Below are 23,641 nucleotides of genomic sequence, written 5' to 3' on the forward strand. Positions count from 1 at the left end.
AAAAAGCTCTGGCGGGTGCACCACCACCCCCAGAGCAGGCCGACACTCACCCCCGAAAGAGAAGGAACTGCCGACATGACCATTGTGCCGCACACTCCCGCCCCACTCCACTCGGTGACCGCGACCGCACCCTCCGCAGGACTCCGCTGGCCCTTCCGTGTCTACCCGGGCGACCTCTCCCAGACCTCCCGGGTGCGTTCCGAACTGGCCGCCGACCTGGGCAGGTTGGCCGGGCTGGCACCCCAGACCGTCGCCGACGTCATCCTCTGCGCCAGTGAGTTGTTCGCCAACGCCTGCGATCACTCCCTCTCCGGTGAGGACCCCGAAGGCCAGGTGATCCGAACCCTGCACATGCCCACCGCCACCACCCTCAAGGTGGTGATTATCGACGACGGCACCCGATCGGACACCGCCAGTCGCGCCGACGCCGCCGATCAGCTGGGACCGAAGCTCCCGCACCAGCGCACCCCCAACGAGTGGGACGAGGCCGAGCGAGGCCGGGGCCTGTTGCTCATCCACCACCTCGCGAGCCGCTGGGGCACTCGCTCGGTGCTGGACTTCCCCTTCTGCGCCGGGCTGGGCACCGTCGCCTGGGCCGAGTTCACGCTCCCCGGAGACCAGCCATGACCGACTTCGACACCGGCACCGGCCCTGACACCGACACCCGGCTGAGGTCGGTACTGGACGCACCCAGGGGGCACCGCTTCTCCCGCCCCGGCGAAACGAGCACCCGCATCCGCACCCACTGCCGCATCCGCACGCACACCCTCACCGAAGAGCCCACCACTCATCCCGGATCCGGGGACGCCGACCCTTCTCCCGGGCCGGACGGCTGGTTCGGTTCGGAGACCCAGCAGGAGCGGGAACGGCGGCTGCTGCCTCTGATGGTCGGCAATCCCAGGGTCGCCCACCGCCTCCGGCACGGGCAGCTCCCGCACTGGGTGATCGTGGCCCGCCAGCACCGCGAGCGGGCCGCGCGGGAGGCCAGGGAGGCGGCGGAGACCGCCGCCAGGGAACCGGTGCCCGAACCGCCCGAACGAGCGCGCGGCCGTCACCGGGCCCCGCTCCGGTGGTCGGGCTGGCCCGCCCTGGCCATCGGCGCGACCCTCCTGTGCGGCCTCCAAGCGGGGGTGGCGATCGGAGGAGGACTCGTGCGAGCCGCCGGGGCACTTCCCGCAACGAACCTTCCCCCGGGCTGCCTTCCGTTCCCCTGACCGACCCCCGGTCTGCGCACCCCACCCCTCGGCGAGAACAGCAGACCCGCCCCGGACACGCGCGTGTCCGGGGCGGGCCCCTGGCGTCCGACCAGGTTCGGGGAGGCGCCTGCCTACAGGCGGTCCCAGGCCTCGGTGAGGACCTTGCGCAGGATGCGCTCGATCTCGTCGAAGTGCTCGGGGCCGCAGGTCAGCGGCGGCGAAAGCTGGATCACCGGTTCGCCCCGGTCGTCGGCGCGGCAGATCAGCCCCGCCTCGAACAGCGCGGAGGAGATGAACCCCTTCAACAGGGTCTTCGACTCCTCGGCGGAGAAGGTCTCCTTGGTCTCCTTGTCCCGGACCAGCTCGATCCCGTAGAAGAAGCCCTCGCCGCGCACGTCGCCGACGATCGGCAGGTCCAGCAGCCGCTCCAGCGTGGCCCGGAGCACCGGTCCGTTCTCACGGACGTTGTCGAGGATGCCCTCGCTCTCGAACAGGTCGAGGTTGGCCAGCGCGGCGGCGGCGGCCACGGGATGCCCGGCGAAGGTGATCCCGTGCAGGAAGGCCGCGCCCTCCTCCTGGAAGGGCTCCATCAGCTTGTCCCGCGCGATCAGCCCGCCCAGCGGCACGTACCCGCTGGTGGCGCCCTTGGCGAAGGTGATCATGTCCGGCACGTAGCCGTACTTCGTGGCCCCGAAGTACTCGCCCAGCCGCCCGAAGGCGCAGATGACCTCGTCGGAGACCATGAGCACCCCGTGGCGGTCGCAGATCTCCCGCACCCGCTGGAGGTAGCCGGGCGGCGGCGGGAAACAGCCGCCCGAGTTCTGCACCGGCTCGACGTACACGGCCGCGATGGTCTCGGGGTCGTTCTGGAGGATGGCCTCCTCGATCTGGTCCGCCGCCCAGCGGCCGAAGGCCTCCGGGTCGTCGCCGTGCACGGGCGCCCGGTACAGGTTGGTGTTGGGCACCTGGATGGTGCTGGGGACCAGGGGTTCGAAGGGGCTCTTGATGGCCTGGAGGCCGGTGATGGACAGCGCCCCCAAGCTGGTGCCGTGGTAGGCGATGTTGCGGCTGATCACCTTGTGCCGGGTGGGCTGGCCGATCGCCTTGAAGTACTGGCGGGCCAGCTTCCACGCCGACTCCACCGCCTCGGAACCGCCACCCGTGAAGAACACCCGGTTGAGGTCGCCCGGGGCCAGCCCGGCCAGCCGGTCGGCCAGCTCCACCGCCCTCGGGTGCGCGTAGGTCCAGATCGGGAAGTAGGCCAGCTCACGGGCCTGCTCGGCGATGGCGTCGGCGATCTCCGTGCGCCCGTGGCCCACCTGGGACACGAACAGCCCGGACAGGCCGTCCAGGTACCGGTTGCCGTGGTCGTCGTAGACGTACTCGCCCTCGCCCCGGGTGATCACCGGGACCTCGGCTTCGTCGTAGGCGGCCATCTCGGTGAAGTGCATCCACAGGTGGTCCCGGGCGGCCCGTTGCAGGTTCTCGGAGTTCAGACGCGGTTCCACTCGGCTCTCCAAGTTCTCTGGGTGATGAGGGGGCAGGCACCGGACCGAGGTTCGGGCACCGCGCACACCCCGCGCCGCCTACTCGACCCTGTGCGCCCTGCTCAATAGAAATAGTCGCATCTGCCGGGGGTCTGTCAAGTATTCCGTCGAGTAATCCAATCTTCACAACGGAATCCCTTGGGAATGCTTGAAGTCACCCCGTGAGGGTGGCAATGTGACCAGTCACAGGCCACACACACCCGCGCGCCCGCTGCGCTCGAACCCAGGGAAGCCGCCGTGACCCAAGGGCCCGAAACCGTCCACCTGCGCAACTTCGTGGACGGTGCGTACGCTGACACCGTCGAGGGGCGCCGCAGCGAACTCGTCGACCCCGCCACGGGACGGGTCTTCGCCACCGCGCCGGTCTCGGGAGCCGAGGACGTCGACGCCGCCTTTCAGGCCGCGCGCCGCGCCTTCGACGGAGGCTGGCGGGACTGGACCCCGGCCGAACGGCAGATCGCGCTCAACCGGTTCGCCGACGCAGTCGAGTCCCGCGCCGACGAACTCGTCGCCGCCGAGGTCCGCAACTGCGGCAAGCCTGTCGGCCTCACCCGGACCGAGGAGATCGGTCAGGTCCTGGACGCCCTGCGGTTCTTCGCCGGGGCCACCCGCAACCTGGAGGGCCGGGCCGCAGGGGAGTACCTGCGCGACCACACCTCCTGGGTCCGGCGCGAACCCCTCGGCGTGGTCGGCCAGATCACCCCGTGGAACTACCCCATGGCCATGGCGGCCTGGAAGATCGGCCCGGCCCTGGCCGCCGGGAACACGATCGTGCTCAAGCCCTCGGACACCACCCCGGTCTCCACGCTCCTGCTTGCGGAGATCGCCGCCGAGTTCCTGCCCGCCGGGGTGTTCAACGTGGTCTGCGGCGACCGCGACACCGGCCGCGCCCTCGTGGACCACCCCATCCCCGCGCTGATCTCCCTCACCGGCTCCACCCGGGCCGGATACGAGGTCGCCCAGGCCGGATCACGCGACCTCAAGCGCCTCCACCTCGAACTGGGCGGCAAGGCCCCGGTGATCGTCTTCGACGACGCCGACGTGGAACGCGCCGCCGAGGGGATCGCCGAGGCCGGGTTCTTCAACGCGGGCCAGGACTGCACGGCGGCCACCCGCATCCTCGCCGCCCCCGGCATCCACGACGACCTCGCCGCCGCCCTCACCGAGCAGGCTCGCGGCACCGTCACCGCCGGGCCGGACCGCCCCGACGCCGCCTACGGCCCCGTCAACAACGCCGACCAGCTCGCCCGCGTCACCGGATTCCTGGAGCGCACCCCCGACCACGCCGAGATCCTCACCGGCGGCGCCCGCGTGGGGGACCAGGGCTTCTTCTACGCGCCCACGGTCGTCTCCGGGCTGCGCCAGGGCGACGAACTGGTCACCGACGAGATCTTCGGCCCCGTCCTGACCGTCCAGCGCTTCACCGACGAGGACACCGCCGTGGCCTGGGCCAACGCCGTGGAGTACGGCCTGGCCTCCAGCGTGTGGACCCGGGACCACGCCCGCGCGCTGAGGGTCTCGCGCCGCCTCGACTTCGGCTGCGTGTGGATCAACACCCACATCCCCATCACGGCGGAGATGCCGCACGGCGGGTTCAAGCACTCCGGCTACGGCAAGGACCTGTCCACGTACTCGTTCGAGGAGTACACCCGGGTCAAGCACGTCATGAGCTACATCGGTCCCTGACCGGGGCCGACCAGCCCCCGAACCCGACAGAACCCACAGGAACCCCCCATGGTCACCACCGCGAACAGCAGCACACAGGAGCCGGTGACGGCCCAGGAACGGCCAGGCTCGGCGATCAGCCTTGAGCGCGTGGTCAAGGCCTACCGGTCCGGCCCGGAGACCGTCCGGGCCGTCGGCGGCGTCGACCTGGAGATCGACCACGGCGAGTTCTTCTCGCTGCTGGGCCCCTCCGGATGCGGCAAGACCACCACGATGCGGATGATCGCCGGGTTCGAGGAACCCACCGAGGGGGTCGTTCGCCTCTCCGGCCGTGACGTCACCGGAGTCGCGGCCAACCACCGCGACGTCAACATGGTGTTCCAGAGCTACGCGCTCTTCCCGCACATGAGCGTCGCCGCCAACGTCGCCTTCGGCCTGGAACGCCGGAAGGTCCCCAAGCAGGAGATCCGCCGCAGGGTGGAGGAGATGCTGGAGCTGGTCGAACTCGGCCACCGCGCCAAGCACCGCCCGGCCCAGCTCTCCGGGGGACAGCAGCAGCGGGTCGCCCTGGCGCGGGCGCTGGTCAACGAGCCCGGCGCCCTCCTGCTCGACGAGCCCCTGGGTGCCCTGGACCTCAAGCTCCGCCAGTCCATGCAGGTCGAACTCAAGCGCATCCAACGCGAGGTCGGCATCACCTTCGTCTACGTCACCCACGACCAGGGCGAGGCCCTGACCATGTCGGACCGGGTCGCCGTGATGAACAACGGCCTCGTGGAACAGCTCGGCACCCCCGCCGAGATCTACGAGCGCCCCGCCACCAGGTTCGTGGCCGACTTCATCGGCACCAGCAACCTGCTCACCGGGACCGTCGGTGAGGCCGACCCGGCGGGGCACCACCGGGTCGACCTCGGCCAGGGCCTCACCGCGCTGGTCGCCGAACTCCCCAGGGGAACCTCGGCGGGCGCGTCCACCCACCTGACCGTGCGCCCGGAGAAGGTGCGGATCGGCACCGAACGCCCCGAGGGCGACCTCTGCGCGCTGCCCGGCACCGTCACCGAGACCGTCTACATGGGCGCGGCCACGCACTACCAGGTGGCGCTGGCGAACGGCTCGGAGATGACCGTCTACCAGCAGAACTCCACGGACTCCGCCCTGGTGGCCGGGCGCGGCGACCCCGTCTGGGTCTCCTGGTCACCGAGCCACTCGTACGCGCTGCCCGTCTGAGCCACACCCCTCCGGACCACCCACACTCCGCATCTGGACCAGCCCGCACCCCCCTGACTCCCCAGCCCGGTCCGACGCTCGGACCACCTCATACCCGGGCCAACCCAGGCTCCGGGACCACCCCACACCCCACCTGATTCCCCACACCCGACCTACTCCCGGACCACATCAGGACCGCCCCACCCGGGCTGACACTCCAGACCACCCCACCCGGGCCGACACCCGAAACCACCCCCCAACCCAACTCAGGCCCGGGGACCAGCCCACCCGAGCCGACGCCCAGCCCCCCACACCCGAGGCCAACCCACGGTCCGGGGAGCAGCTCACCCGGACCGACACCAGACCACTCCACACCCGGGGCCAACCCAGGCTCCGGGACCACCCCACATCCCATCTGACACCCGGGCCAACCCAGGCTCCGGGACCAGCCCACACCCGGGCACAGCGAACCCCACCAGCCTCACCCAGCGTCCACACACGACTCCACAGGCACCACCCCCACCTGGCCCTCCCCGCTCACCGGCCTCCCGCACTCACGGCACACCCCAGATCCGAAGTAGGGAACGACGACATGACCCACCCCTCCCGCGCGCACCTGACCCCGGCACTCCTGCGCGGACTCACCCGGGCCCGGCGCGGACGCCCCGTCCTGCCCGCGCCGCTCGGCCCGACCCGTCGCCGCACCCTCCAGGCCGGTGGCGCCGCCGCCGCGGCGCTCGCCCTGTCCGGCTGCGGGGTGGGCGGACAGCAGCGCGAACCCGAGTCCGGCGCCGACTACTGGGTGGACAAGGAGGAGACCGGATCGCTGCGCTGGGCCAACTGGCCGCTGTACATGGACCCGGACCGCACCCAGCTGGAGCAGTTCAAGGAGTCCACCGGCATCGACGTGGCCTACCACGAGGACGTCCAGGAGGCCGCGTCCTTCTTCGGGCAGATCCAGCCGCGCCTCGCCAACGGCGACGACATCGGCTACGACCTCATGACCGTGCCCAACGGGTTCGAGTTCAGCAAGCTCGTGGAACTCGGCTACCTGGTCCAGCTCGACCACGCCCAGATGCCCAACTTCGCCAACTACGCGGGCGAGGTGTACAAGAACAGCAACTACGACCCCGGCAACCGCTACAGCGTCCCCTACGCCTCCGGCATCACCGGGATCGCCTACAACCCCGAGTACGTCGACCGCGAGATCACCAGCCTCCAGGACCTGTGGGACCCCGCCTTCGAGGGCAAGGTCGGCATGTTCGCCGACCCGCAGGAGATCGCCAACTTCGGACTCCTGGCCAACGGCGTCCTGCCCGCCGACTCCACCAAGGAGGACTGGGAGGCCGCCGCCGAGAAGCTCCGCGAACAGCGCGACTCCGGGGTGGTGCGCGCCTACTACGACCAGGACTTCATCCAGCCGCTCACCAACGGCGACCTGTGGATCACCATGGCCTGGTCCGGCGACATCTACCAGCAGAACTCCGAGGAGGGCACGAACCTGAAGTTCGTCATCCCGGAGGAGGGCGCCACCCTGTGGACCGACAACCTGCTGATCCCCTTCACCTCGCAGGCACCCGTCGACGCCCTCAAGCTCATGGACTTCCTGTACGAACCCGAGATCGCCACCGGGCTCACCGAGTACATCAGCTACATCCCGCCCGTGCCGCACGCCCAGGAGGTCATGGCCGAGTGGGCCGAGGCCGAGAACGGCAGCGACCGGGGCGAGGCCCTCGACGCCATGGCCGAGAGCACCCTCGTCTTCCCCGAGGAGGGCGACTACCAGAACCTGCACAACTTCGTCACCCTGGAGACCGACCAGCAGGACGAGTTCGCCTCGATCTTCCAGGCCATCACCCAGAGCTGACCGCTCGACCGAACCCGAGCTGATCCCATGAGAAACCGAAAGACGACGCCCTACGTCCTGGTGCTCCCGGCGTGGATCTGGCTGGCGCTGTTCTTCGTGGTCCCCATCGTCGGAATGCTGTCGCTGTCCCTGACCACCGGAAACGTGGTCACCGGCTTCCAGCAGACCTTCGAGGTGGGCAACTACGTCACGGCCGTCGGCACGTACTGGGAGCAGATCCTGCGCTCCCTGTTCTACGGCGGCTGCGCCACCCTGGTGTGCATCGTGGTGGGCTACCCCATGGCCTACTGGATCGCCTTCCGCGCCGGGCCGCACAAGTCCACGTACCTGCTGCTGATCCTGCTGCCGTTCTTCGTGTCCTTCGTGCTGCGCACCATCTCCTGGCGGTTCCTGCTGGCCGACAACGGCGTCGTCCTCGGAACCCTGAAGTCGGTGGGGATGCTCCCCGCCGACGCCCAGGTCCTCAACTCCGCCCCCGCGGTGGTGCTGGGCCTGGCCTACAACTTCCTGCCGTTCATGGTGCTGCCGATCTACGCCGTCCTCGAACGCATGGACCCGCGCCTGGTCGAGGCCGCGCACGACCTCTACGCGGGCCGCGTCCAGGCGTTCGTGCGCGTCATCCTGCCGGTGTCCCTGCCCGGAGTGTTCGCCGGCGTGCTGATGACCTTCATCCCCACGAGCGCCGACTACGTCAACGCCTCCGTGCTGGGCGGCACCCACAACACGATGATCGGCAACGTCATCCAGACCCAGTACCTGGTGAACAACAACTACCCGATCGCCGCGTCGATCACCTTCGTCCTCATGGGACTGCTGCTCGTGGGCATCTTCAGTTACGCGCGGGCCCTGGGCACGGAACGGGTCATGGAGGTGCACACGTGATGAGCGCCAGCCTCGACACCCCCGCGCCGACGCCACCGGGCGCGGCGACCAACCCGGGTCCCCGCCCGCGCCGCCGCACCGACTGGGGCCGCTACTACACCTGGCTGGTCCTGGCCTGGCTGTTCACGCCCATCGTGTTCATGGTGGCGTTCAGCTTCAACGACCCCGCCGGAAAGCACAACATCACCTGGCAGGGCTTCACCCTGCACTGGTACGCCAACGCCTTCGCGCATGGCACGCTCAACGAGGCCATGTTCAACTCGGTGAGCATCGCCCTGCTGAGCATGGTGATCGCGGGCGCCCTCGGCAGCCTGCTCGGGCTCGCCCTCGGCCGGTTCTCGTTCCGGGGCAAGCAGCTCACCAACCTGGTGATGTTCTCCGCGATCAGCGCCCCCGAGGTGGTGCTCGGCGCCGCCCTGTTGTCCACGTTCCTGATGATGAACGTGACCACCGGCTACTGGACCACCGTCATCGCGCACGTGATGTTCTGCGTGTCCTTCGTGGCCATCACCGTGCGGGCGCGGGTGGTCACCCTGGACCCGGCGCTGGAGGAGGCCGCACGCGACCTCGGCGCCGGTCCGTTCACCACGTTCCGCCTGGTCACCCTGCCCATGCTGTTCCCCGCCATCATGGCGGGCGGGCTGCTGGCCTTCGCGTTGTCCATCGACGACTACATCATCACCACCTTCGTGAGCGGCGACGTCACCACGTTCCCGCTGTGGGTCTGGGGCTCGACCCGCGTCGGCATCCCACCGCAGGTCAACGTGATGGGCACCCTGCTGTTCGGGGTCGGGCTGATCATGGCGGTGGTCAACGTCGTCATGGCCCGCCGACGAAGGTGAGCGGCGGCCGGACCCGCGCACCCCATGCTGGAGGAACCGGCCGCCGAATCCCCGGCGGCCGGTCCGACGACGAGAGACGAGTGAGAGCCTTGGCCGACACCACGCGCGCCGCAGCGGAACGCGCCCTGGAGGGCGCCCGGCCCCGGGTCTTCTGGCTGGACCCGGACGTCCCCGGACACGAGGTCCCCGAACCCGCCCCGCGGCTGGTGGGCGACGTCCACGCCGACCTCGTCGTGGTCGGCGCCGGGTTCAGCGGACTGTGGACGGCCCTGGTCGCCAAGGAACGCGACCCCGAGCGCGACGTCGTGGTGGTGGAGGCCCGCAGCACCGGCTGGGCAGCCTCCGGGCGCAACGGCGGGTTCTGCGCGGCCAGCCTCACCCACGGCTACGAGAACGGCGCCGAGCGCTGGCCCGAGGAGATCGACGAGCTCGAACGCCAGGGCCTGGCCAACCTCGACGCCATCGAGGAGACCGTCCGGCGGTACGGCATCGACTGCGAGTTCGAGCGCACCGGCGAGACCCTCGTGGCCACCGCCCCCTGGCAGGCCGCGGAGTTCGAGGAGGCGGCCGAGGCCATCAGGGCCCAGGGCGGCACCGCGCACGTGTGGGACGCCGAGGAGACGCGGCGGCACATCGACTCACCCACCTACGTGGGCGGCCTCCACGACCCCGACGGCGTGGCCATGATCCACCCCGCCAAGCTCGCCTGGGGCCTGCGCTCCGCCTGCGAGGGGTTGGGCGTGCGGTTCTTCGAGAACACCCCGGTGCGCGCCATCCGTTCCGTTCCCGCCGGGCTACGGCTGGAGGCGCGGTCCGGGACGCTGCACGCGCCCAAGGTGGCCTGGGGCGGCGGCGCGTTCCCCGGCCCGCTGCGCCGCCTGCGGCACTACCTCGCCCCGGTCTACGACTACGCGCTGATGACCGAACCCCTCACCGACGAACAGATGGCGTCGATCGGCTGGAAGGGGCGCCAGGGGCTCTCCGACTCCGCCAACCTCTTCCACTACTACCGGCTCACCGCGGACAACCGCATCCTGTGGGGCGGCTACGACGTCGTCCACCACTACGGCGGGAAGGTGCGGCCCGAGTACGACCAGCGGCCCGAGACCTTCCAGAAGCTGGCCGAGCACTTCCTGGAGACCTTCCCGCAGCTGAGCGGTATCCGGTTCGGGCACACGTGGGGCGGGGTGATCGACACGTGCAGCCGCTTCTCGGTGTTCTTCGGCGAGGCCTACGGCGGCCGACTCGCCTACGCGGCGGGGTACACCGGCCTGGGCGTGGGGGCCACACGGTTCGGTGCCCAGGTGATGCTGGACCGGCTCGACGGGCTGGACACCGAGCGCACACGGCTGCGGATGGTTCGGGAGAAGCCCCTTCCGTTCCCGCCCGAGCCCGTCAGGTCGCTGGGCATCGAACTCACCCTCAGGGCCACCGCCGCGGCCGACCGCGACGAGGGACGGCGCAACCTGTGGCTGCGCGGCCTGGACTCGGTGGGGATGGGCTTCGACAGCTGAGCGGTGGCCCGCGGCCGGGCCCAGAGGCCGATCCGGGCACTCCCGCACACCCGGCCGGAAAACGGCCGTTTCCGGCAAGGATCGGAAAGTCTGTACCAAGGGTTGTCATGTGGGGCGATGAGGGCGGCGTGGCGTGCGCGCCGCCCGCCCGGCCGGGGCGAGGATGGTCATCGGGCCGCAGAGGGGTCGACGAAGGTGACCGGACCCCTCCCGCGGCCCGCCCCACCTCCCCGGTACCCACCGCGTGGCCGCCCACTGGCCCAAGTTGCAGGCCGCGCGGTGTCAGACGCATTCGGCGCCCGTACTCCGGTACGGGCGCCGAACGCGTGCGATCACCGGGGTCGAGAAACTTCCGCACACGAACCCGCACTCAGCCGGATCCTGTGACGGGTGTTCCCTGCGGCGATCACCAGCCCCGCCAGGATCGCCTCTCCTTCTCCGTCATGACCGCCGGTCCGCCCGGCGAGCCCTGATTCATCCAGTCCGAGATGTCGTTGTTGCCGACGAAGAGGTTGGCCGCCATGCTGCGCACCTGGTCCGGGCGCAGGCGGAAGGACCACCCGACGTTGTCCTCCAGGGGCACGACCAGGACGGTGCGGTCGGGGCCGACCATGGAGGCCCGGTCGGCGATCACCACCACCCCCTCACCCGGCTCCTCGTCGTCCTCGCCTTGGCGGACGACCGCCATCACCTGTTCCGGTGTGGCCCCCGCGAAGACCGGGTCGTCCACGATCTGCACGAAGGGGCCGTATTCCTCGGGGGTCTCGATCTGAGGGTCGAGGCGGTCCGCGTCCGCCGCGAGCGCGGCCCAGGCGTCATCGTCGCTGAAGTCGGTGCGCACGAGCAGCCCCGAGTTGTCCTGGGTGATCACGGGCAGGGGTGCGGCGGGAGCCTGGTAGAGGGGCGGAGCCGCCGCGGTCTCCAGGACCTCGCCCATCACGTCGGATCCGTCCAACCAGTCCTCGTAGGACTCGCCGGGTTCGAGTTCCACCTCGGCGGCGCCGCAGTCCCTGTGGTGCTCCAGGGTGTCCTCGATGCCGGGGCGGTGCATCACCAGGTAGGTCATGGCCGCCTGGCGGGGCGTGACGCGGAAACGGTAGAGGTCGTCGTCGTTGGGGAGGAAGGCCATGAGCGGGCGCAGGGCGGGATCGCGGGTGGTGCCGCGGTCGGCGATCAGGACCAGGTCGGGAAGCCAGGTGCCCTCGCTGCCCAGGGACTGGGCCAACTCCTCGGGGACGGCGCCCCGCCAGGCGGGGTCCTGTGCCACGAGCAGGCGCCGGGGGATGGGCCCCCGCGCCGGGGGCAGGGACTCTCCGGTGTGGACGATCTTGCCGGGCAGTTCGCCCATACGGTCGAGCACGTCGTTCCAGGCGTGGTCGTCACAGTCGCCGCGGACCAGCAGCGCGCCGGGCACGCGCTCGGTCTCGTCCTGGTGCGATGGGGGCAGGGTGGGGCGTGTCAAGGGGGTCTCTTCACGGTCGTAGCGTGCGGTCCGTTCCCTTTTAGCAGGAGGGGCCGACGAACCGGCGCCGCCCCGGGCCCGCGTTCGGACGATGCCCACCGGTTCCCGGAGCGGGTGGTGGGCGGTCCTCCCTGTGCGTGAACCCGGCCGGGTGGTGTGGGGTCCGTCCCCCCAGCACGTGAACCCGGCCGGGTGGTGTGGGGTCAGCGCTCCAGTGCGCGATCCCTGGTCTCGGTACCTTCCAACCCCAACGCCGAGTCACGCAAGACGCGCTGTGGGCTGAGAGGGGATCCTTCCAGGAAGCCAGAACCCTTCACGAGAGGAATCGCCGCACAGCTCAGGCCAAAGAGGATCCCCGCGATCATCGGTTGTGGAAGCTTCGCGCCACGCGGGGTCAATGCTCTGTCGCTTGCGACCTGCGCAACTCGCACCCGGACTGCTCACGTCCGAGAGGGGCGTGGACGACCTGCCACCGTGGCTGATCAGAAGTAGTAGTTGACGTTCGCCATGCTGACCGGGCTTTGGCTGCGCACCCGAATCTCCACAGTGGCGATGGTGTTCGAGGTCCAAGGAATGGTCGCGGTGCCGCTCTGACCACACCCGAGGTTCGTCCACGAGCGCGGGTGATAGCTTCCCATTCGCCCTTGCACGCAAGCGATCTGGTTGCTTCCGCTCACCACGTTCCAGGAGACGGTGCGCTGGGTGACACCCGGTGCGCTGGTCCAGGTGCACTGCTTCGAGATCGGCCCCCAAGCCCCGCCCGGCAGCGCAGATGCCTTGGAATTACACAGTGAGGCGGATTCCGCAGAGGCGGGAGCGAACTCAGCGTCTTGCGGAATCGACACGGCGCTCTGTGGTGCGGTGGAGGCGCCCGCCGCAGGCGCTCCCATGAGGGTCATGGGGATGGCCAGTGCGGCGGCGAGCACGCCGATCTTCGAGAGACCGGCGGTGAAGGCGGTGGGGGAGATGTGTCGGCGCATGAGCACCCTTCCGGCTCGGGAACTTCGATCACGGCCGACGCTAGGCACTTGTCGGTGGCGGTGTCGACGAAGGTCAAGAAACCGTGCGCACCAGGTCAAGGAATGCACCCGAATCCCGATCTGATGCGCGAGTTCACCCCTCAGCGCGTCCGGGACGCACGTCCCTGGGAGAGACGCCGTAGACATCGCGGAACGTCCGGCTGAACACCGCGGCGCTGGAGAACCCCCACTTCCGCGCGATCAGGTAGACGGGAACGTGCGCCAGGGCCTCCTCGGCCAGGTCCTGTCGGGCGCGGGCCAGTCGGCGCTTGCGTATCCACGCTGAGACGGTGTCGCCCTGTTCCTGGAAGATCCGGTGCAGGTACCGGACCGAGATGTGGTGGGCGGAGGCCACCGTGAATGGGGTCAGCTCCGGATCGCTCAGCCGCTGGTCGATGAAGCGCTTGATCCTCAGCAGGAGAGTCTGTCTTCGCGTCTCCGGGGGCAGCAGGTTCTCGGCCTCCAGCGCCTGGGCGAACATCCCGGAGAGCAGGTCACACAGAACCGTGGAGAGGCGGTCGACGTCGCTGGGGCCGTGGATGGTCGGGTCGTTCACCAGGGTCCGCAGGAAGTTCTTGGTCAACGCCCCGTATCCGGAGGAGGCGGAGAACTTGGCTCCAGCGATCCGGCCCACCAACTTCGAGGGGAGCGGTAGCCGGGACCTGGGGACCTCCAGCCCGATCCCGTGCTGTTCCACGTGTCCGCTGCACGCGCGTATGGAGAACGGGGTGGACGAGTCGATGACGCTGATCTCGTTCGCTCCCACATCGATCGACGTGCGGCCGAACCCGCCGTCCAACCGTCCGCGGAAGATCAGGGTCAGGTGGAGGTTCTCCGGGTCCGAGCCCCGGATGAGGGGTCGTGTCCTGGTGAAGACCACGGGTCGGAAGACGCTGGGCCAGAGCAGGACCCCGTCCAGGTCCAGGAGCTTCTGGTAGGCCTGGAACGTGTCGGGTTCGTCGCTGCTGAGCACCAGTGGGGCGTGCGTCCTTGCCACGCACTCCTGCCAGTACCCGAGTCGCTCCGCCGGGGGGATGTCCCGGGTGTGGAACACGGCTTCGATCACCAAGGGCTCCTTGTTGGGGGAATTCGTCAGAGTTCCATTCTGATCTGTCCTGTTGTGGTCAGGCCGGTACCCGCATCTCTGCGCTTCCGGTCAGAACGGAGGTCGAGGGGCCACAGCTGAATTCTGGAGTAATGCCCTTCGACCCTCCGTCAGCGGGTGCGCCAGGGACGCTCGTCGCGCGGACCCCGTGGAAAAGGAAAGACCCCGGCCCTGACGGGCGGGGTCTGCGCGGGGACACCGGCGGAGAACGGTCACGCTCAGCTGGGCGGTTCCGCGGCGCGCTGTTGCTCGTTGATGCGCAGGGCCTCCTCCAGCTGGTCCTCGAGGATGATGATCCGGCAGGCGGACTCGATCGGTGTCCCCTCGTCGACGAGTTCGCGAGCGCGAGAGGCGATCTTGAGCTGGTAACGGGAGTAGCGGCGGTGACCGCCCTCCGAACGCAACGGCTCGATCAGTTTGGCCTGACCCAGAGCGCGCAGGAAGGCCGGCGTCGCGCCGATCATCTCCGCCGCGGCGCCCACGGTATAGGCGGGATAGTCGTCATCGTCGAACCGGTGACCGGTCTCGGGACGGGGCAAGTGCGTGTCCTTCTTCTCCTGAACGCACGTCGAGGGCCCCAGCGCCGTATGGCGCTGGGGCCCGAGAGTTCAATACCACCTACCGGCCGCTGCCGGTCTTCCGCATCCCGAGGTCAAGCTGCTTCGGGATCGCGGGGATCGCGGTTGTGTGACCGTGGACCACCTTCTTCCGAATCGGGGCCTGCGGTACCCGAGCGGAACTTCTCCTCGCTCGGGCGATCCTGATGGCATCTACTCCTCTCGTTCTCACTTCGTGCACTGCTTTCGACTGCGGTCCAACCGGCCCCCGGCACCGTACAACCGTGCGCCGGTCAAGCCCTACCGCGTCCTTCTGTGGCCTCCCCTGTGCGAGCGGGAGCCCGGTACTGCCGAAAAACGGTGCAGCGTTACTTCGATACTGCGGTCCTACCGGCCCCCGGCGCCTTGAAGCACGTGCGCACCGTCGAGCCGTCCTGCTCTGTTTCCTGCACGGCGTCCCCCGAAAGAGCGAAACGCCGTTCACACGGTCCTACCGGCCCCCAACGCCGAATAACCCCGCGCTGGTCGAGCCCTACCGCGTCCTTCCTCCAGCTGTGGTCCCCCCTGTGCGAGCGGGAGCCCGGTACTGCGAAAAAACGGTACTGCGTTACTGCGGTCCTACCGGCCCCCGGTGCCTTGACGCACGTGCGCACCGTCGAGCCGTCCATCCCTCCACCGGCGTATCCGGTGGTCCAGCCGTGTGTCTCAGTGGCTATGGCAGAAAAGATAGCAGCGAGCGGCGTGCATGTCTACATCAGCCGCTACAGGTTTCCAGTCCTGCTGGAGGGAGTTTCGTCGGGGGGTTCCGGGGAAGGAAAGGGGGCTGGCCGAACCGGTCAGTAACCGCGCCAGGCCTGGCGGTCCTGGTGGTAACCGATGATCTTCGGGTGCATCATCGTCGAGGCCTCCACCTCGCCCTCCTGGCGGTCGATGGGGAACACCAGCGCCGCGTCAAGCAGGTCCTGGTCCAGGAAACGCAGCTCGGGGGCATCCTCCGGCAGGGTCAGTTCGGGGGCGCCACCCGGCTCAGCACCGGACACCCCCAGGTAGAAACCCCAGTTCCCGAAGGTGGGCACGTCCACGTTGTACGGGGTCACCGCCAGCCCCGCCTCCTCCAGCGAGTGGCTCACGCTCCAGTACGCGTCCGGGGCGAAGAACGGCGATCCGGCCTGCACGACCACCCGGCCCCCCGGCTCCAGAGCCTGCTCCAGCAGGGCGTAGAACTCGATCGTGTACAGCTTCGAGGTGCCCACGTCCGTGCCGTCCGGCAGGTCCGCGATGACCACGTCGAAGTTGGCCAGGTTGTCCCGCAGCCACTGGAAGGCGTCGGCGTTGACCACCTCCACACGCGGGTCCAGGAAGGAATCGTCGTTGAGGTCGCGAATCACCGGGTCCGTGGACGCCAGCTCGATCACGGCCGGGTCCAGGTCCACCAGGGTCACCGACTCGACGTCGTCGTAGCGCAGCAGCTCCCGGATGGCCAGGCCGTCCCCGCCCCCGAGCACCAGGACGTCCTCGCGCGCGCCGTCCATCGCCGGGTGGATCAGCGACTCGTGGTACCGGTACTCGTCCAGGGTGGAGAACTGGAGGTCGCCGTTGAGGAACATGCGCACGTCCCGGCCGTCCAGGGACTGGGTGAGCACGATCTCCTGGTACTCACTGCGCTCCGCGTGCGCGATCGGGTCCCGGTACATGGCCTGGCGGGCGTCCACCTCGAAGTTCTCGGCGAAGTAGTAGGCCAGACCCAGCACCGTCACGATGAACGCCAGCCCGACCGTCAGCCCCACGTACGCGAGCCGGGTCAGATCCGTGCGGAACAGCCACAGCACCACGGCCACGCCGATCACCGCGTTCAGCACACCCACCATCAGGGCGCCCTTGGGCAGCCCCAGCAGGGGGAGCAGCAGGAACGGGAAGGCCAGACCACCGATGAGGCCGCCCACGTAGTCGGCGGCGAACAGGTCGGCCACCGCCTCGGAGGCCTCCTGCTTGCGGATGCGCTGGATCAGCGTCATCAGCAGCGGGATCTCGATACCGATCAGCGTGCCGATCACGAACGCCAACAGCACCAGGGTGGGCTGGTAGGCGGAGGCGGACAGCCAGGCGAAGGACCCGTACAACAGCAGGACCGACAGACCGCCGACCAGGGACAACAGCCCCTCGACCACGGCGAACGACAGCGCCGGGCGGGCCTGGTAGCGCTTGGACAGCAGCGAACCCACACCCATGGCGAACACCATCACGGACAGGACCACGGAGGCCTGGGTGATGGTGTCGCCGAGCAGGTAACTGCCGATCGCGACGAGGGCCAGCTCGTACACCAGGCCGCAGGCGGCGCAGATGAACACCGCCAGCAGAACGAAGAACCGGGCCGCACGCGGCGGCACCGGGAGTCGGGGCCGTGCTTGGGCCGTGGTCTCGCTCAAGGTACTGCTCTCTCAGGAAGGGACACGAGGGTGTGGAAAGTGCGTCGGGGGGTCGGGCTGGACGCCAGCCCGACCCCCCGAACACGCGGACTACTTGCCGAAGCCCGAGCCTCCGCCGCGGCTGTCGCTTCCGCTACCGCCGCTGTTGGAGTTGGAGTTGGAGTTGTTGTTGTTCCCGCCACCGCCGCCGAAGCCGCCGAAGAAGAAGAACCCGCCGCCACCGCCGCCGCTGCGGTTGGAGCACTCGTCGGTCGGGGACGCGGACGGGCTGGGCGAGGCGCCGGACGCCGAGTTCGTGGTTCCGGCGGTGCCCGTCGCGTTGGTGGAGCTCGTGGCACTGGAGGTGGGGTCGGCCTTGGGCTCGCAGTCGGCGTTGTTGCTGCCGCCCGAACAGGCCGAGAGGAGGATCAGCAGCGCGGTGGCCCCGCCGATCGCGGCGATCTTGTGTCTGGGAGCGCGGGCTCCCCGGGTCGTGGTCGTGGCCATGTCGGCCTCCTCTTAGGGGGTCAGGGTCGTGGTCGTCGTCACCAGCTCGTCGCTCTGCGGGTAGGCGTGCCAGGTACGCCAGCGCAGGGACGCCCCACTGCCAGAGGTCAGGTGCAGCGCGGTGATCGCCAGAGGATCACCGGGGAAGGCGACGAGGAGCCCACCGGGTGAGTCGGAGGTCGCTTCGTGGATCTCCGCCACCCGGTGGGTGAGTTCGGCGCGAGGCAGCGACTCGACGATCGAGTCGAAGCGGTAGCCGCCCACCCCAGGCAGGGGGTGCTCGGCGTAACCGGGAAGCCCGCCGGAGGAACCCGGCAGGCAGGCGACCGTCTCCACCAGCGCCCCGCCGTCGGACTCCGGGCGCAGAACGACCTGGTGTGAAGCGCCGAGCACCCGCAGCTCGACCTCTCTGCCCGACACCGTGACGGTGCGGGTCGCGAGAGGTGCGACCAACGGGTGGTTCAGGGTCCAGACCAGGTCATCGGCCTTGGTGTCGACGAAGGGGGCGCTGATGCTCGCGCGCATGTGGGTGTCAGCTCCCGGGGAAGATCGTGAAGGTACCGGCGGCGACCTTGGTTCCGGTGCTGACTTCCCAGCTCCCGTGGTCGAAGCGCTCGAAGGCGAGCAGCTGGCCGTCCTCGGACTCGTAGTCGGCGTAGTCCATGCCACCCTCGGCCTTGAGACCGGTGGTGCCCTCGGAGCGGTAGGAGCCGGAGCCCTTCTCCTCGAGCTTGTAGGTGACGCCCTCAAGCTCGATGGACTTGCCCTGGGGGACCATGGTCAGGTCCGGGCGGCCGGTCCACAGGGCCAGCTCGACGTCGGGGTCCTCCTCGACCGAGAGCCAGCGCTTGCCGCCCTCGACCTCGAGGAAGTGCTCGGACCAGACGTAACCGCCCTCGGACAGGCGGAGGGTGCCGCGAATCCAGGTCCGCTCGTGGCCCCAGTCGATCATGTCGCCCGCCTTGATGGCGCGCGGGTCACCGGCGGTGTCAGTGGTGGAGGACGCGGCGAAGGGGTCCTGGGGAGGCGGGGGAGGGGTGTCCTGCTTCTGCGCCTGCGAGCGCTGCTTGTATATCAGGACCCCGATCACGATCCCGGCGATGAGAATCAGTAGCAGGAGGAGTTCGATCACCAGTGTTCCTCGATTCGCGGTGAAGCAGTCTTGGGGGTTCCCGGGGCCGGGCGGTCCTGTGTGTTCTGACGCCGGTTCGGGTGTTGTGGTTCCGCTCCTGGCCGGATCGGGTCAGGGAAAGAGGGCGTTGGGGGGAACTCGTTCGCGGGTGTCAGCGGTTGCAGGACCAGCACGTTCCGGATTATTCGGACCGTTGTCCCCCACCAGCCTAGGTGGTTTTCGGTCCTTCTGGGGGACCCGTACGCAGCGTGCCGGGGCCGCCACTGCCTGCCCGGACACGACGACGGGGCCCGCGCGGGAGGCGCGGGCCCCGTCATGGTGAACGGAGGCGGGGTCAGGGTCGGGAGTCGCCGGTCTCCAGCGGCAGGGAGTCGTCGCCGCCCCAACGGCTCCACGAGCCCGGGTACAGGCGGGTGTTGGTGAACCCCGCGTGCTCCAAGGCCAGGAGGTCGTGGCAGGCGGTCACCCCGGAGCCGCAGTAGGCGGTGACCGTACCGGCCGAGTCCGCGCCGAGGGCGGCGAAGCGCTCCCGCAGGACCTCGGGTGCGGCGAGCAGACCGTCCGGGCCCAGGTTGGCGGGCCACTCGGCGCTGCGCGCACCGGGGATGTGCCCGGCGCGGGCGTCCACCGGCGCGGGCTCCTCGCCGGTGAAGCGGCCGTGCACGCGGGCGTCGAGGAGGAGACGGTCGGGGTCGGCCAGCTCCCGCTGGAGGGCCTCGGTGCCGACGACGCGGTCGGCGGGCCAGGGGAGCGCGGTCCGGTGCGCGGGCTCGGCGCTCACCTCGCCCTTCTCGAGTTCGCCGGTCCAGGCCTGGATGCCGCCGTCCAGGAAGGCCGCCGAGGTGCCCAGGACCCGCAGCATCCACACCAGTCGCGCGGCCACCGAGCCGTTCGCGTCGTCGTAGACGACCACGGAGGAGGTGTCGCCGATCCCGAGGCGACCCAGGGAGCGGGCGAGGTCGGCGGCGGCCGGAAGCGGGTGGCGGCCTCCCTCGCCGCTGGCGGGCGCGGCAAGGTCGGTGTCCACGTCGGCGTGCACGGCCCCGGGGATGTGGCCGTTCAGGTGGGCCTCCCGGCCGGAGCGGCCGTCGAGGTACCAGCGGGAGTCGACGAGCACGACCTCGTCGCGGTGGTCACGGAGCCAGGCGGCGGAGACGGCCACCGGCAGGGACAGTGTCTGATCGGACATGCCGCCAGCCTAGGGCGTGGAGCGGTCCGTGCCGGGACGGAAGGCCGCGTAGGCCAGCCCGGTCAGGAGCGGGACGGAGAACCAGAGCTGGTACCAGAACACCGAGCCCAGGTCCGTCCAGGGCATGGTGGCCACCGAGGCCGCGCCCACGACACCGATCGCGAACGTCACCACGCTCCGTGACACGCGCGGCGCCGCGCCGGGCGGGCCGTCGAGGAACAGCCGGGCGGCCAGGAGGGTGACGCCCATGAACCACAGGGAGAGGAAGATCCGGTGTCGAGCGGGGTCGGGTACTGAGTCGTTCCAGGCCACGAGGGTCAGCCACAGGCCCGTGACGAGTAGGAGGGCGCCGCCCACCGCCGCGCGGGTGAGGGGCGTCCGGCTGGGGTGGCGCGTTCGCGTGTGTGCCTCCATAGGCCTCAGGCATGCCCGGAGGAGGCCGGTCCATGCCTGCGCGCCCGGGTCGGGTTCACCACAGGAAGCGAGAGTTTGAGGGGGTTGGTTCCCGAGGGGCCGCCAGCCAGGTGGGATGACATCCGTCAACCCGCGACCCGGGTGTAGGGGCGGAGAGGTCGGCGGTCTCCGGGGCGGGCCGCCATGATCCTGCCGTGCGTCGTGCTCGTCGTGATCACGGTGGTGGTGCGGCTTCCACCCGCCGGACCGGGTCAGCGCTGATCCCGTGACGTCCTAGGTGCGCGCCGCGTCCCGGTCCATGCGGTGGACGTGCAGGATCCACCACAGACCCAGCACCGGCAGGACCAGCGGGATGAACAGGTAGCCGCTGCCGAAGTGCGACCACACCGTGTCGTCCGGGAACGCCCCGGCGGCCAGCACGCTCACCGCCCCCACCACGAGCACCCCGATCATCTCCACGGACACCGACACCAGCGCCACCAGGCGCGAGGTGCGCCCGGCGCGGGCCAGGCCGACCGCCGCCACCAGGTAGATCAGCCCGGCGAGCACGGAGAGCCCGTACGCCAGCGGGGCCTCGTCGAACCGGGTGGCGAGCTGGTAGGAGCCGCGCGCGGTCGCCGCGAGCGCGAACACGGCGTACACCGCCACCAGGAGCCGGCCGGGGCCGGTGCGCAGGGTGCGGTCGCCGACGGGATCGGGCGCCTCAGACAACGGGACTCCACAGCTGCTCGACGCGGACCATGAGGACGGGGAGGATGAGGCAGGCGAAGGCGATCACGGCCGGGCCCCACTTGCTGCGCTCCATGAACCCCCACACGGCGCAGGCGGGCGGCAGCAGCGCGACGGTCGCGAGGTAGGAGACGAGCATGACCGTCTCACCCGGGCGTTCACCGCCGACCATCGCCACGGTGATCGCGCCGACCTGACCGAGCACCAGAAGCCACAGCACACCCATGCCCACCAGGTGGGGGACGAGCATCGGCTGGTCGCGGAAGGTGGAGACGAGACACCACACGGCCATCGCCAACGACACCATCTGAATGGTCATGGTCAGCCAGTCGACCACGCCGCCTCCGCTCGGGTACTCCGCACGTCCGCCCATGTCAGCGGACCACAACAAACTACGACGCATCGTAGTCGTAGCCGGGCACCACCCCGTACCCGGGGGAGGGCCCCGGACACCGGAGCACGGGCCGGGCCGGGGTCGCGTTCCTCGTGGGCCTAGCTGACCTCGGCCGTGATGGTCTCCTGGAGACCGAACAGCTCGGCCATCTCGACGGAGGCGATGTCGAGGTCGTCGCCGACCACCGCGATCTGGCCCTCCACGCGCTGACCAGGGCTGAGGGAGACGACGGAGAGCTTGTCGATGTCCGCGAAGAGTGTGTCCGACCAGTCGGAGCGGACCGTGCCGTCGGCGAGGACAACCGCCACCGGTGAGTCAGGGGGAGCGGTCGAGGTGGCCGACCAGGACACGCACGGCCTCCTCGGGTGAGTCGGCGTGGAAGCGGACGGCGGTCACGTGCTCCTCCTCACGGTCGAAGAAGCGTGCGGGTACCGGGACGCCGAAGTCGACCACGACATTGGTCCCGCCGAACACGGAGACCGTCAGCGTGCCCTCGTCCACTGAGACGGGGCCGCCCCGGTGGGCGCTCCGGGACACCCTCGCGGAGACCACCTCACTCGTGGGAAAGGCGAAGTCCGCGTTCGCGCCATGACGCACCCGTAGGAACCGCTCGCTCACCAGGTGGCCCTGCCTGCCGTGGAGGGACCAGAGACCGAGCGCGTAGAGGACGAAGTAGACGGCCACGGCGAAGAGCACCCAACGAAGCCAGCCCGGCCCGCCTACGAACAGGAGAGCGAGCACGGCGCCCGACAGCGCCAGCACCGACATGGACAGGGCGACGGCTGCGGTGGGCCCACCAGAGCGCACCGACGTGACTCCTTCGGCCCGCGACTCCCGGCGGAACAGACGGGGCAGGGCCAGGGTGACCAGCAGCTCCTGCTTCACGACGAAGGCGACGCTCGGCGGGAGGCAGGCGTCCAGGCCCGCCATGAAGGCCTGGGTTCGGCTGGCGCCACGGGAACGAGCCCTCCGGTAGGCGATCCGGATCGCTGCGAACTCCGCGACGACGACCCCGAGCAGGCACACCTCCAGGACGACGACGATGATCGCGGCCCGGGCCAGGTCGACCACTCCGGTGAGGACGAGGAGGAGGTTGGCGGCGATGACCACGAACGGCAGCCACCGCAGGAGGGCGGCCACCCGGGGATTGCGGAGCACGGAGTCCGTCCTTTCCGTCGGCGTCACGGAAGGGCCATGCTGGCGCCCTGACGTGGCGTCAGGGCAAGCCGGTTCGGGAGTCAGTCCGGGCTGGCGGAGAGGCGCGACACGACCCTGCCCAGGACGCGCCGCTGCGCCGGGGTGAAGGAGGAGAACAGTTCCGAGGTGAGCCCGTCGGCGGGGCCGGTGGGGCCCGCGTCCGTCACGAAGGGCCGCGCCAGGTCGACGAGGTCCTCCACCAGCTGTTCCGTCCCGGCCGACTTCTCCGTCTCCGGGGACAGCTCCATGAAGCCCTCCATGACCGGGCCCACGCGTGGGTCGGCCCCGGCTGCGCCGGGATTGTCGGGCGCTCCGCCGAAGAGCGACATGAGCTGGAGCGCGGTCCTCTCCTGTTCGACGAGGTCCGGGGCGACGCCCTTCTCGTTGAGCACGTCCACCCAGGCCGACCAGGGTTCCAACGGGCTCCCCGGGCCGAGCCGACCGGCGTCCTCCCGCAGCCGCGCGATCATCAACCGCCGCTGCTCCAGCCTCTCCTGCTGCCGGACGATCTCCGCCTCCCACCTGCCCAGCGCGGAGCCGAGGTCGGTGCCGTCGGCGTCGACCAGCCCGGCGCATCGGTCCAGCGGGAGGTCCAGTTCGCGGAGGGCGAGCACGGACTTCAGCGCGTGGAGCGTGGCGATGTCGTATCTCCGGTGGCCCAGTTCGTCCCTCTCCGGCTCGGGGACGGCGCCCCGGGAGTGGTAGAAGCGGAGCGTGCGAGGGGTCGTTCCGAGAAGGCGGGCGGCCTCTCCGATGGACAACATAGCCCCATTATCGCCGCATGGCCCGCGACGGAGCGGGGTGACGGGGTGGTC

At 69.9% G+C, this 23,641-nt stretch carries 24 protein-coding genes; 8 read left to right on the forward strand and 16 right to left on the reverse strand.

Going from position 1 to position 23,641, the window contains the following annotated elements; all coding sequences use genetic code 11:
- Nucleotides 1-75 precede the first annotated feature (75 nt).
- Nucleotides 76-627, forward strand: coding sequence for an ATP-binding protein (locus KBX21_RS17955; protein WP_210842593.1), 552 nt, complete (start codon nucleotides 76-78; stop codon nucleotides 625-627).
- Complete coding sequence (locus tag KBX21_RS26685) at nucleotides 624-1,214, forward strand: hypothetical protein (protein WP_247665936.1); 591 nt, start codon at nucleotides 624-626, stop codon at nucleotides 1,212-1,214. The genes KBX21_RS17955 and KBX21_RS26685 overlap by 4 nt, the downstream gene beginning before the upstream one ends.
- 113 nt (nucleotides 1,215-1,327) lie before the next feature.
- On the opposite strand, the gene KBX21_RS17965 is transcribed toward KBX21_RS26685, so the two are convergent.
- A complete protein-coding gene (locus tag KBX21_RS17965; protein WP_049578100.1) occupies nucleotides 1,328-2,704 on the reverse strand; it encodes an aspartate aminotransferase family protein in 1,377 nt (458 codons plus the stop codon).
- 276 nt (nucleotides 2,705-2,980) lie between these two features.
- Between KBX21_RS17965 and KBX21_RS17970 the strand changes: the two genes are divergently transcribed.
- The 6 genes from KBX21_RS17970 to KBX21_RS17995 all read left to right on the forward strand — a co-directional run bounded on the left by KBX21_RS17970 (nucleotide 2,981) and on the right by KBX21_RS17995 (nucleotide 10,716).
- The gene (locus tag KBX21_RS17970) at nucleotides 2,981-4,429 is read left to right on the forward strand and encodes a gamma-aminobutyraldehyde dehydrogenase (protein ID WP_210842594.1); all 1,449 of its coding nucleotides are present in this window, start codon (nucleotides 2,981-2,983) and stop codon (nucleotides 4,427-4,429) included.
- Nucleotides 4,430-4,477: 48 nt separating this feature from the next.
- Nucleotides 4,478-5,632 carry an ABC transporter ATP-binding protein gene (locus tag KBX21_RS17975; protein WP_210842595.1) on the forward strand — a complete coding sequence of 385 codons (1,155 nt, stop codon included), beginning with the start codon at nucleotides 4,478-4,480 and terminating at the stop codon, nucleotides 5,630-5,632.
- Nucleotides 5,633-6,203: 571 nt separating this feature from the next.
- Nucleotides 6,204-7,478 (forward strand): PotD/PotF family extracellular solute-binding protein, encoded by a 1,275-nt coding sequence (locus KBX21_RS17980; RefSeq protein ID WP_199776655.1) that lies wholly within the window; start codon nucleotides 6,204-6,206, stop codon nucleotides 7,476-7,478.
- A 27-nt stretch (nucleotides 7,479-7,505) separates the two neighbouring features.
- Nucleotides 7,506-8,360, forward strand: coding sequence for an ABC transporter permease (locus tag KBX21_RS17985; RefSeq protein ID WP_049578096.1), 855 nt, complete (start codon nucleotides 7,506-7,508; stop codon nucleotides 8,358-8,360).
- Nucleotides 8,360-9,202, forward strand: coding sequence for an ABC transporter permease (locus tag KBX21_RS17990; protein WP_049578094.1), 843 nt, complete (start codon nucleotides 8,360-8,362; stop codon nucleotides 9,200-9,202). The genes KBX21_RS17985 and KBX21_RS17990 overlap by 1 nt, the downstream gene beginning before the upstream one ends.
- Before the next feature lie 89 nt (nucleotides 9,203-9,291).
- Entirely contained in the window at nucleotides 9,292-10,716 is a 1,425-nt protein-coding gene (locus KBX21_RS17995) for an FAD-binding oxidoreductase (protein ID WP_210842596.1), read from the forward strand.
- A 406-nt stretch (nucleotides 10,717-11,122) separates the two neighbouring features.
- Here the strand turns inward: KBX21_RS17995 and KBX21_RS18000 are convergent, their stop codons facing one another.
- The 15 genes from KBX21_RS18000 to KBX21_RS18070 form a co-directional block, all read right to left on the reverse strand.
- On the reverse strand, nucleotides 11,123-12,178 hold the full coding sequence (locus tag KBX21_RS18000) for a hypothetical protein (protein ID WP_210842597.1): 1,056 nt from the start codon (nucleotides 12,176-12,178) through the stop codon (nucleotides 11,123-11,125).
- Between the two features lie 482 nt (nucleotides 12,179-12,660).
- Nucleotides 12,661-13,158 (reverse strand): hypothetical protein, encoded by a 498-nt coding sequence (locus KBX21_RS18005; protein ID WP_156208148.1) that lies wholly within the window; start codon nucleotides 13,156-13,158, stop codon nucleotides 12,661-12,663.
- 133 nt (nucleotides 13,159-13,291) lie between these two features.
- Nucleotides 13,292-14,263, reverse strand: coding sequence for a helix-turn-helix domain-containing protein (locus KBX21_RS18010; protein WP_210842598.1), 972 nt, complete (start codon nucleotides 14,261-14,263; stop codon nucleotides 13,292-13,294).
- Between the two features lie 257 nt (nucleotides 14,264-14,520).
- On the reverse strand, nucleotides 14,521-14,841 hold the full coding sequence (locus tag KBX21_RS18015; RefSeq protein WP_210842599.1) for a MerR family transcriptional regulator: 321 nt from the start codon (nucleotides 14,839-14,841) through the stop codon (nucleotides 14,521-14,523).
- Nucleotides 14,842-15,695: 854 nt separating this feature from the next.
- Entirely contained in the window at nucleotides 15,696-17,285 is a 1,590-nt protein-coding gene (locus KBX21_RS18020) for a polyamine aminopropyltransferase (RefSeq protein ID WP_049569232.1), read from the reverse strand.
- Nucleotides 17,286-17,375: 90 nt separating this feature from the next.
- Nucleotides 17,376-17,771 carry a hypothetical protein gene (locus tag KBX21_RS18025; protein ID WP_210842600.1) on the reverse strand — a complete coding sequence of 132 codons (396 nt, stop codon included), beginning with the start codon at nucleotides 17,769-17,771 and terminating at the stop codon, nucleotides 17,376-17,378.
- A gap of 12 nt (nucleotides 17,772-17,783) precedes the next feature.
- Nucleotides 17,784-18,296 (reverse strand): DUF2617 family protein, encoded by a 513-nt coding sequence (locus KBX21_RS18030; protein WP_049569237.1) that lies wholly within the window; start codon nucleotides 18,294-18,296, stop codon nucleotides 17,784-17,786.
- Nucleotides 18,297-18,303: 7 nt separating this feature from the next.
- Nucleotides 18,304-18,903: a DUF4178 domain-containing protein gene (locus KBX21_RS18035; RefSeq protein WP_049569241.1), complete on the reverse strand. Its 600-nt coding sequence runs from the start codon at nucleotides 18,901-18,903 to the stop codon at nucleotides 18,304-18,306.
- A gap of 334 nt (nucleotides 18,904-19,237) precedes the next feature.
- Nucleotides 19,238-20,092 (reverse strand): sulfurtransferase, encoded by an 855-nt coding sequence (locus KBX21_RS18040; protein WP_049569247.1) that lies wholly within the window; start codon nucleotides 20,090-20,092, stop codon nucleotides 19,238-19,240.
- 9 nt (nucleotides 20,093-20,101) lie between these two features.
- The gene (locus tag KBX21_RS18045) at nucleotides 20,102-20,506 is read right to left on the reverse strand and encodes a hypothetical protein (protein ID WP_210842601.1); all 405 of its coding nucleotides are present in this window, start codon (nucleotides 20,504-20,506) and stop codon (nucleotides 20,102-20,104) included.
- A gap of 273 nt (nucleotides 20,507-20,779) precedes the next feature.
- A complete protein-coding gene (locus KBX21_RS18050; protein ID WP_210842602.1) occupies nucleotides 20,780-21,217 on the reverse strand; it encodes a hypothetical protein in 438 nt (145 codons plus the stop codon).
- The gene (locus KBX21_RS18055; protein ID WP_026129655.1) at nucleotides 21,210-21,572 is read right to left on the reverse strand and encodes a hypothetical protein; all 363 of its coding nucleotides are present in this window, start codon (nucleotides 21,570-21,572) and stop codon (nucleotides 21,210-21,212) included. The genes KBX21_RS18050 and KBX21_RS18055 overlap by 8 nt, the downstream gene beginning before the upstream one ends.
- 155 nt (nucleotides 21,573-21,727) lie before the next feature.
- Nucleotides 21,728-21,979: a hypothetical protein gene (locus KBX21_RS18060; protein ID WP_247665938.1), complete on the reverse strand. Its 252-nt coding sequence runs from the start codon at nucleotides 21,977-21,979 to the stop codon at nucleotides 21,728-21,730.
- Nucleotides 21,945-22,787, reverse strand: coding sequence for a hypothetical protein (locus KBX21_RS18065; RefSeq protein ID WP_210842603.1), 843 nt, complete (start codon nucleotides 22,785-22,787; stop codon nucleotides 21,945-21,947). Before KBX21_RS18065 ends, KBX21_RS18060 begins: the two co-directional genes overlap by 35 nt.
- Nucleotides 22,788-22,867: 80 nt before the next feature.
- Nucleotides 22,868-23,590: a MerR family transcriptional regulator gene (locus KBX21_RS18070; protein ID WP_210842604.1), complete on the reverse strand. Its 723-nt coding sequence runs from the start codon at nucleotides 23,588-23,590 to the stop codon at nucleotides 22,868-22,870.
- Nucleotides 23,591-23,641 lie beyond the last annotated feature (51 nt).

It is taken from the genome of Nocardiopsis sp. B62, assembly GCF_018070675.1.
In the GTDB taxonomy this organism is placed as follows: Bacteria; Actinomycetota; Actinomycetes; order Streptosporangiales; family Streptosporangiaceae; genus Nocardiopsis; species Nocardiopsis prasina.

What these genes read in the sequence shown, in the direction of transcription:
- KBX21_RS26685 (WP_247665936.1), top strand. Translation starts at nt 624, where the DNA reads ATGACCGACTTCGACACCGGCACCGGCCCTGACACCGACACCCGGCTG.
- KBX21_RS18025 (WP_210842600.1), bottom strand. Translation starts at nt 17,771, where the DNA reads ATGGCCACGACCACGACCCGGGGAGCCCGCGCTCCCAGACACAAGATC.
- KBX21_RS18005 (WP_156208148.1), bottom strand. Translation starts at nt 13,158, where the DNA reads ATGCGCCGACACATCTCCCCCACCGCCTTCACCGCCGGTCTCTCGAAG.
- KBX21_RS18070 (WP_210842604.1), bottom strand. Translation starts at nt 23,590, where the DNA reads ATGTTGTCCATCGGAGAGGCCGCCCGCCTTCTCGGAACGACCCCTCGC.
- KBX21_RS18040 (WP_049569247.1), bottom strand. Translation starts at nt 20,092, where the DNA reads ATGTCCGATCAGACACTGTCCCTGCCGGTGGCCGTCTCCGCCGCCTGG.
- KBX21_RS17985 (WP_049578096.1), top strand. Translation starts at nt 7,506, where the DNA reads ATGAGAAACCGAAAGACGACGCCCTACGTCCTGGTGCTCCCGGCGTGG.
- KBX21_RS17980 (WP_199776655.1), top strand. Translation starts at nt 6,204, where the DNA reads ATGACCCACCCCTCCCGCGCGCACCTGACCCCGGCACTCCTGCGCGGA.
- KBX21_RS17990 (WP_049578094.1), top strand. Translation starts at nt 8,360, where the DNA reads ATGAGCGCCAGCCTCGACACCCCCGCGCCGACGCCACCGGGCGCGGCG.
- KBX21_RS18030 (WP_049569237.1), bottom strand. Translation starts at nt 18,296, where the DNA reads ATGCGCGCGAGCATCAGCGCCCCCTTCGTCGACACCAAGGCCGATGAC.
- KBX21_RS17955 (WP_210842593.1), top strand. Translation starts at nt 76, where the DNA reads ATGACCATTGTGCCGCACACTCCCGCCCCACTCCACTCGGTGACCGCG.
- KBX21_RS18045 (WP_210842601.1), bottom strand. Translation starts at nt 20,506, where the DNA reads ATGGAGGCACACACGCGAACGCGCCACCCCAGCCGGACGCCCCTCACC.
- KBX21_RS17975 (WP_210842595.1), top strand. Translation starts at nt 4,478, where the DNA reads ATGGTCACCACCGCGAACAGCAGCACACAGGAGCCGGTGACGGCCCAG.